We start from the raw sequence: 7,157 nt of genomic DNA on the forward strand, positions 1-7,157 counted from the left end.
TCCCCGCGAGTGGAACACCGATCTAGTCTCAGCCGGTGTTCCAAGGCCCATTTTCTGGGGGCCGCATTCGAAGAGGGAGATTTCTGTGCGAAGAAGCTCCACCCTGCTCCTTTCGCTCGCGGTGGTGGGTGGCCTGACCGGCACCCTGCCGGCGACGGCGTCCGCGCAGGGGCGTCAGGACATCCCGCAGTCCCACCCGTTGTGGGCGAACGCGCAGGCGAAGGTCGCCGACACGGCGCCCGCCGCGAAGCTGAGCTTCCGGGTCTACCTGAACCAGCGCGACAACGCCGGTGCCGAGGCGCTGGCCCAGGCCGTGTCCGACCCGGACAGCCGGACCTACCGGCAGTACCTCAGCCCGGACCAGGTGCGCGACCGCTTCGCCGCCAGCGACGCCACGGTGAACGCCGTCAAGTCCTGGCTGACCGGCAACGGCTTCAGCATCGGCGACATCCCGTCGAACCGCGCCTACGTCGAAGCCACCGGCACCGCGGCCCAGACGGAGAACGCGTTCGCCGTCGACCTCGGCAAGTACCGGGTCAAGGGCCAGACGCTGCGCGCCGCCGACAAGAACCTGTCGGTGCCGGCGAACCTGGCCGGTGACGTCCTCGGCGTCGTCGGTGTCGACCAGGCGACCAACCTGTTCAAGCCGGACCACGCGACCGGCTCCGGCACGCCGTCGGACGTCGCGCCCGGGCCCGGGTTCCGCAACGCGCCGCCGTGCAGCGCCTACTACGGCGAGAAGATCGACACCACCGATCCCGCCTACAACGGCAAGCAGCTGCCGTACGCCCCTTGCGGCTACACCCCGGCCCAGCTGCGGTCGGCCTACGGCATCGACAAGGTCGGTGCCGACGGCAAGGGCACCACGATCGCGATCGTGGACGCCTTCGCCTCGCCGACCATCTACTCGGACGCGAGCACGTACGCCAAGAAGAACGACCCGGCGCACCCGCTCAAGCAGAGCCAGTTCTCGCAGCACGTCTTCCCGGTGAACCCCGAGCTGGAGCCGCCGGACCAGTGCGACGCGGCGGGCTGGTACGGCGAGGAGACCCTCGACGTCGAGGCCGCGCACGGGCTCGCGCCGGGCGCGAACATCCTGTACGTCGGCGGGTCCGACTGCCAGGACAACTCGCTCGACATCGCGCTGAACTACGTGGTCGCCGGCCACAAGGCCGACATCGTGTCGAACTCCTACGGCGACACCGGCGAGGACATCCCGGCCGACGAGGTCAAGGTGTTCAACCAGATCTCGCTGCAGGCGGTCCTCGAGGGCATCGGCGTCTACTTCTCCTCGGGCGACAACGGTGACGAGGTCGCGCGCCTCGGCACGCCGTCGCCGGACTTCTCCGCCTCGGCGCCGTGGATCACCGCGGTCGGCGGCACGTCCATCGCCATCGGCAAGGACGGCAAGCGGATCTTCGAGACCGGCTGGGAGACCAGCAAGTCGCTGCTGACCAACGGTGTCTACGGCCCGGCCAACTACACCAGCGGTTCCGGTGGCGGCACGAGCCGCCTGTTCGAGCAGCCCTTCTACCAGAAGGGTGTCGTCCCGGACGCGCTGGCGAAGAAGAACCAGACCGGCAACAAGAAGGGCCGCGTCGTCCCGGACATCTCCGCGGTCGGCGACCCGAACACCGGCTTCCTGGTCGGCCAGACGCAGACCTTCCCGGAGGGTGCGCACTACGACCAGTACCGGATCGGCGGCACGAGCCTCGCGTCGCCGGTGTTCGCCGGCATCATGGCGGTGGCCGACAGCTTCGACCACTTCCACCACGGCTTCATCAACCCGGTGATCTACAAGCTGACGTCCCGCACGTCGGCGATCAGCGACGTGAAGCACGTGGACGCCGCGGTGGCCCGCGTCGACTACGCGAACTCGGTCGACGCCACGGACGGCCTGCTCCGCTCGGTCCGCACGCTGGACTACCAGGGCCTGACCATCCACACCACCCCCGGCTACGACGACGTGACGGGGCTCGGCACGCCCAACGGCCTGCTGTTCCTGCTGCTCGTCTGATTCAGAAGCCCGTGAAGGCCGTCCCGAGGGCTCCCTCGGGACGGCCTTCACGGCTTTTCGGCCGCCAGGGGGATGACGGCGGTGACCGTGGTGCCCCCGGCCCCGCTGGCCACGTCGAGTTCGCCGCCCAGTGCCTGCACCCGGTCGCGCAGCCCGGCCAGCCCGGTTCCGCCCTCGGCGTCCGCGCCGCCGACGCCCGCGTCCGTCACCTCGACCCGCAACTCCGCCCCCGCCACCTCGATCCGCACGTCGGCGCGGTCGGTCCGGGCGTGCTTCAGCGCGTTCGTCAGCGCCTCCGACGTCACGAAGTACGCCGTCGCCTCCACCGCCGCGTCCAGCCGCGGGACCGTGCCGACCGTCAGCGCCACCTGCATCGGGATCCGGTCGGCCAGCGACCGGACCGCCGCGACCAGGCCCGCCTCGGTCAGGATCGCCGGGCGGATGCCGCGGGCGAGCTCGCGCAGCTCGGTGATCGCCGTCTGCAGCTCGTCGACCGCCCCGGTGAGCAGGGCGCGGATCTCCGGTGGCAGCCCGTCGCCGGAGCGGCGGCCGGCCATCCGCAGCAGCAGCACGACGCTGACCAGCCGCTGCTGGGCGCCGTCGTGCAGGTCGCGTTCGAGGCGGCGGCGCTCCTCGTCGCCGGCCGCGACCAGCCGCGCTCGCGAGGCGCGCACCTCGGCCAGGCGCTGCTCCAGTTCGGCGGTGAGCCGCTGGTTGTCCAGCACCAGCCCGGCGGCCGCGTTGAGCGCGTCGATCGACCGGCTGTCCTTCCACACCTCGTCGTCCTGCACCAGCGCGGCCAGCCCGGTGCCGTCGCGCTCCAGCAGCAGCCGGATCATCTCGGCGTTGCCGACCCGGGCCCGCATCACCCCGGCCAGGAACGCCAGCGGCCACAGGCAGAACAGGATCCGGTACGCCTGCAGCAGCGGGCCGGACAGCGGGTGTGCGTCGCCGAGCGCGGTGCCCGCCCCCGACGTCAGCGCGCCGGCCAGGGCGATCACCACCACCGGCGACAGCAGCCGCCGCTGCGGCAGCCGCCCGGTCAGCCACCGGTAGAGCAGCACGACGACGACACCCGCGCTGATCGCCGTCGCGGCCAGCTCCAGGACGCGGTCGGCGAAGGCGCCGCTGCCCGGCCAGGGTGCCAGCAGGTCGCGCGGGTCGTCGTCGACCAGCAGCCCGAGCAGGCCCGAGCCGAGCACCACCAGGTAGGCCGCGGCCACCAGCAGCCGCTCCCACCGCGAGCGGAGCCGGCCGTGCGGGAAGGCGAGCACCAGGTGCGCGATCACCGGGCTGGACGCGGCGCGCAGCGGGACGGCGATCGTGTACAGCACCGGGTTGTGCGTGAACTGCAGGTCCTCCAGGAACAGGGCGACACCGGCCAGGGCGATGAGCACCCCGATCGGGTTGGCCGGGCGCCGCACGTGCGCGACCGCGCCCGCGAGCAGGAAGAGGAACCCCGTCGTGGTGCTGAGCGCGGTGTCGAGCACCGAGTGGGTGCCTTCGCCGGCTTTGAGCGTCAGCGCGACGATGCCGAGCGCGCACCCGACGGCCAGGAGAGCCGTCATCACCGACGTCCGCGGGTGCTGCACTTCGCGACCTTCCCGGTGGGTCTTGGCGGTGGGGTGGAGCGGTCCGGCAACGGCTAACCGTGATTCGCCCGTTCGGGCCGTCGCGTTACACCACGCGGCTGCGCTTTAGGGTGATCGTGACAGGAGGCAAGGACATGAGCGGACGTGGTCTGGACGCCGAGGTCTTCGGCGGGCGGATGCCCGCGGGCGGGCACGACCTGGCGATCGAAACCCACGGCATCGCGCCGGTGCCCGAGGGCAACCGGTTCGGGCGCCCGTGGCGGCTGTTCAGCGTGTGGTTCGCGCCGAACCTGACGATGACGGCGGTGTTCACCGGCACCCTCGCGGCGTCGCTCGGCCTCGGCTTCCGGACGGGCCTGGTCGCGATGCTCCTCGGGACCGTGCTGGGTTCGCTGCCGGTGGCGTACCTGTCGACGTGGGGCCCGCGCACCGGCACCGGCCAGCTCCCGCTCGCCCGGCTGCCGTTCGGCGGCGGCGTCGTGCTGCCCGGCCTGGTGCAGTGGCTCGGCTCGATCGCCTGGGACGCCCTCGTCGGCCTGTTCGGCGGCGAGGCATTGGCCGAGCTGACCGGGCTGCCGTTCTGGGTGGCGGTGCTGATCGTGCTGGTGCTGCAGTGCGCGCTCGGCGTGTTCGGCTACGCGCTGATCCACCGCGTGCAGGCGGTGATGAGCGTGCTGCTGGTGCTGGCGTTCGCCGCGCTGGCCGTGAAGGTCCTTTCCGGACACCCGATCGCCGTGGCCGACACCGCGTCCGGTGCCGACCTGGCGGGCGGGGTCGTGCTGTTCACGACGATCACGTTGTCGCTGGCGATCTCCTGGGCGCCCTACGCGTCGGACTTCAGCCGCTACCTGCCCGCTTCGACGTCGTCCCGGAGCGTCTTCTGGGCGACGCTGCTCGGCCTCGTCGTCTCGTACGCGATCGGCGAAGGCCTCGGGCTCGCGCTGGGGTCGGCACTGGGCGACCACACGGCGTCCGGGATCGTCCAGCTGCTCGGCGGCGGGTTCCTGGGTGCGCTGGCGCTGGCCGTGATCGCGCTGGCGGCGGTGTCGTCGAACGCGATGAACGACTACAGCGGCTCGCTCGCGTTGCAGACGGTCGGCGTCCGGCTGCGGCGCCCGGTGTCGGCGGTGGTCGTCACGGTGCTGGCGTTCGCGCTGATCCTCTGGATGCACAGCGGCGACCTCTCGGCGAAGTTCGAGAACGTGCTGCTGTTCGTCTCGTACTGGATCCCGCCGTTCCTCGGCGTGGTGGTCCCGGACTGGCTCGCCCGCACCCGCGGCGGCCGGCGCGTGGACGTCCTGGCGTCGGTGTCCGTGCGCCCGTGGGCGGCGGTGGTGGCGTTCGTGATCGGGTTCGGCGCGGCGGTGCCGTTCATGAACACGTCCCTCTACACGGGACCGGTCGCGGCGGCGCTGCACGGCGCGGACCTCGCGTACTACGTCGGCCTCGTCGTTTCGCTGGCAGCGTATTTCCTGCTGCGCGGCCGCGCTCCGGTTGACCTCGAGTAATGTAGAGGTTTCACGATGGTGTGGTACCCCTCGAAGGAGGAACCATGCCCACCGCACTCGTCACCGGCGCCTCGGCCGGGCTGGGCCGCGCCCTCGCGGCCGCCCTGGTCCGTCGCAGGTGGACAGTCATCGGCGACGCCCGCGACGCGGCCGCGTTGGCGTCGGCCGCTCGCGAGGACGGCTTCACGGCCATCCCCGGCGACGTCACCGACCCGGCCCACCGTGCCTCGCTGGCCGAAGCCTGCCCATCGCTCGACCTGCTCGTCAACAACGCCAGCTCGCTCGGCGTCAGCCCCCTGCCGCCCCTGGCCCGCTACCCCTTGCCGGACCTGGAGGACGTCTACCGCGTCAACGTCTTCGCACCGCTGGCCCTCACGCAGCTGCTGCTCCCGGCTCTGGCGGTGGCCCGCGGCGCGGTGATCAACGTCAGCTCCGACGCGGCTGTCGAAGCGTACGAAGGCTGGGGCGGCTACGGCTCCGCGAAGGCAGCCCTCGATCAGCTGACCGCCGTGCTGGGCGCGGAACACCCGGACCTGCCGGTGTACGCGATCGACCCGGGCGACCTGCGCACGGCGATGCACCAGCGCGCGTTCCCGGGCGAGGACATCTCGGACCGGCCGCTGCCGTCGTCCGCGGTCCCGGCGTTCCTCAGGCTGCTCGACGAGCGCCCGCCCAGCGGCCGCTACCGCGCGGCCGATCTCCTGGTGCCGGCGTGAACGTCCGGTTCGACCTGCCCCCGGAACTGTCGGCGACCGCCCCGCCGGAGGCCCGCGGCCTGTCCCGCGACGAGGTCCGCCTGCTGGTCGCAGCGCCGTCGGGCGTCCACCACACGGCGTTCACCTCGCTCGGCGACCACCTGCGGCCGGGGGACCTCCTGGTGGTCAACACGTCGGGAACCCTCCCGGCGGCGGTCGACGCCCGGCGCGAAGGCCGCCCGATCGTGGTCCACTTCGCGACCGCGCTCGACGACGGCTCGTGGGTCGTGGAGTTGCGTGCACCGGGAGGCCCCTTGCTCGACGGCCGCCCGGGGGAGCGCCTTTCGCTGGCCGGGGACGCGTCGCTGACGCTGCTGGCCCCGCTGGTCCCGGGAGCGGCCCGGTTGTGGCGGGCTTCCTCGTCGGCCGAGGTGCCCTCGGTGCTCGAGGCGGCCGGCCGGCCGATCCGCTACGGGTACGTCCCGCGGGAGTGGCCGCTGGCGGACTACCAGACGGTGTTCGCCCGCGAGCCCGGCAGCGCGGAGATGCCTTCGGCGGCCCGGCCGTTCACGCCGGAGCTGGTGACGAGGTTGGTGACGGACGGGGTGTTGTTCGCCCCGCTGCTGCTGCACACCGGGGTGTCCTCCCCGGAGGCGGCGGAGCCACCCCAGGCGGAGCGCTTCCGGGTCCCCCCGGCCACGGCGGCGCTGGTCTCGTGGGTCCGGTCCCGCGGAGGCCGGGTGATCGCGGTGGGCACGACCGCGGCCCGGGCCGTGGAATCGGCGGCTTCGGACGGCGAGGTCCGCGCGGCCGAGGGCTGGACGGAGCTGGTGCTGGGCCCGGACCGCCCGGCGCGGGTGGTGGACGGGATCGTCACGGGATTGCACGCCCCGGAGGCCTCGCACCTGTTGCTGCTGGAGGCGGTGGCCGGGGCGGAGGTCGTTCAGCGGGCCTACGACGCGGCGGTGCGGGAGCGGTACCTGTGGCACGAGTTCGGCGACGTGTCACTCCTGCTCCGCCGCTGATCGACGGGGTTGTCCACAGCGTGAGCAGCCTGTGGACAACCCCGGCCCAAGCCCTACTGACCAGCCTCGACCCGCCGCCGCGACCGCAGCAGCCCGGCGACCACCACCGCCGCGATCCCCAGCCCGATCCCGCTGACGATCGACGCCACCAGGCTCGCCGTCGCCGTCACCAGGCCGAACGCGCCGCCCAGGTACACCGGGATCGACATCGCCACCGGCAGCCAGTTGCGCAGCAGGAACGCCCGGTCCGACGCCACCCACAGCACCAGCGCCACCGCCGCCCCCGTGACGACCGGGATCGCCCAGACGACGGCGCTGGT

Annotated in this window: 6 protein-coding genes; 4 read left to right on the plus strand and 2 right to left on the minus strand. The window is 72.6% G+C overall.

The window, feature by feature from the left end; genetic code table 11:
- The first annotated feature begins 85 nt into the window (after positions 1-85).
- Positions 86-2,017, plus strand: coding sequence for a S53 family peptidase (locus CCN39_RS45425; RefSeq protein WP_086853112.1), 1,932 nt, complete (start codon positions 86-88; stop codon positions 2,015-2,017).
- Positions 2,018-2,064: 47 nt separating this feature from the next.
- Here CCN39_RS45425 and CCN39_RS45430 read toward each other — a convergent pair whose 3' ends face one another.
- The gene (locus tag CCN39_RS45430) at positions 2,065-3,609 is read right to left on the minus strand and encodes a sensor histidine kinase (RefSeq protein WP_086853114.1); all 1,545 of its coding nucleotides are present in this window, start codon (positions 3,607-3,609) and stop codon (positions 2,065-2,067) included.
- 134 nt (positions 3,610-3,743) lie between these two features.
- Between CCN39_RS45430 and CCN39_RS45435 the strand changes: the two genes are divergently transcribed.
- Genes CCN39_RS45435 through CCN39_RS45445 form a run of 3 tightly spaced genes read left to right on the plus strand, consistent with a single transcriptional unit; the run spans position 3,744 to position 6,837 of the window.
- Positions 3,744-5,117, plus strand: coding sequence for a purine-cytosine permease family protein (locus CCN39_RS45435; RefSeq protein ID WP_086853117.1), 1,374 nt, complete (start codon positions 3,744-3,746; stop codon positions 5,115-5,117).
- Positions 5,118-5,161: 44 nt separating this feature from the next.
- Positions 5,162-5,833 (plus strand): SDR family NAD(P)-dependent oxidoreductase, encoded by a 672-nt coding sequence (locus CCN39_RS45440; RefSeq protein ID WP_208630668.1) that lies wholly within the window; start codon positions 5,162-5,164, stop codon positions 5,831-5,833.
- Positions 5,830-6,837 (plus strand): S-adenosylmethionine:tRNA ribosyltransferase-isomerase, encoded by a 1,008-nt coding sequence (locus tag CCN39_RS45445; protein ID WP_086853120.1) that lies wholly within the window; start codon positions 5,830-5,832, stop codon positions 6,835-6,837. The genes CCN39_RS45440 and CCN39_RS45445 overlap by 4 nt, the downstream gene beginning before the upstream one ends.
- Positions 6,838-6,890: 53 nt before the next feature.
- Here the strand turns inward: CCN39_RS45445 and CCN39_RS45450 are convergent.
- The coding region (locus CCN39_RS45450) for a hypothetical protein (protein ID WP_086853122.1) at positions 6,891-7,157 on the minus strand (267 nt) is incomplete at its 5' end.

This window comes from Amycolatopsis kentuckyensis (assembly GCF_002155975.1).
GTDB lineage: Bacteria > Actinomycetota > Actinomycetes > Mycobacteriales > Pseudonocardiaceae > Amycolatopsis > Amycolatopsis kentuckyensis.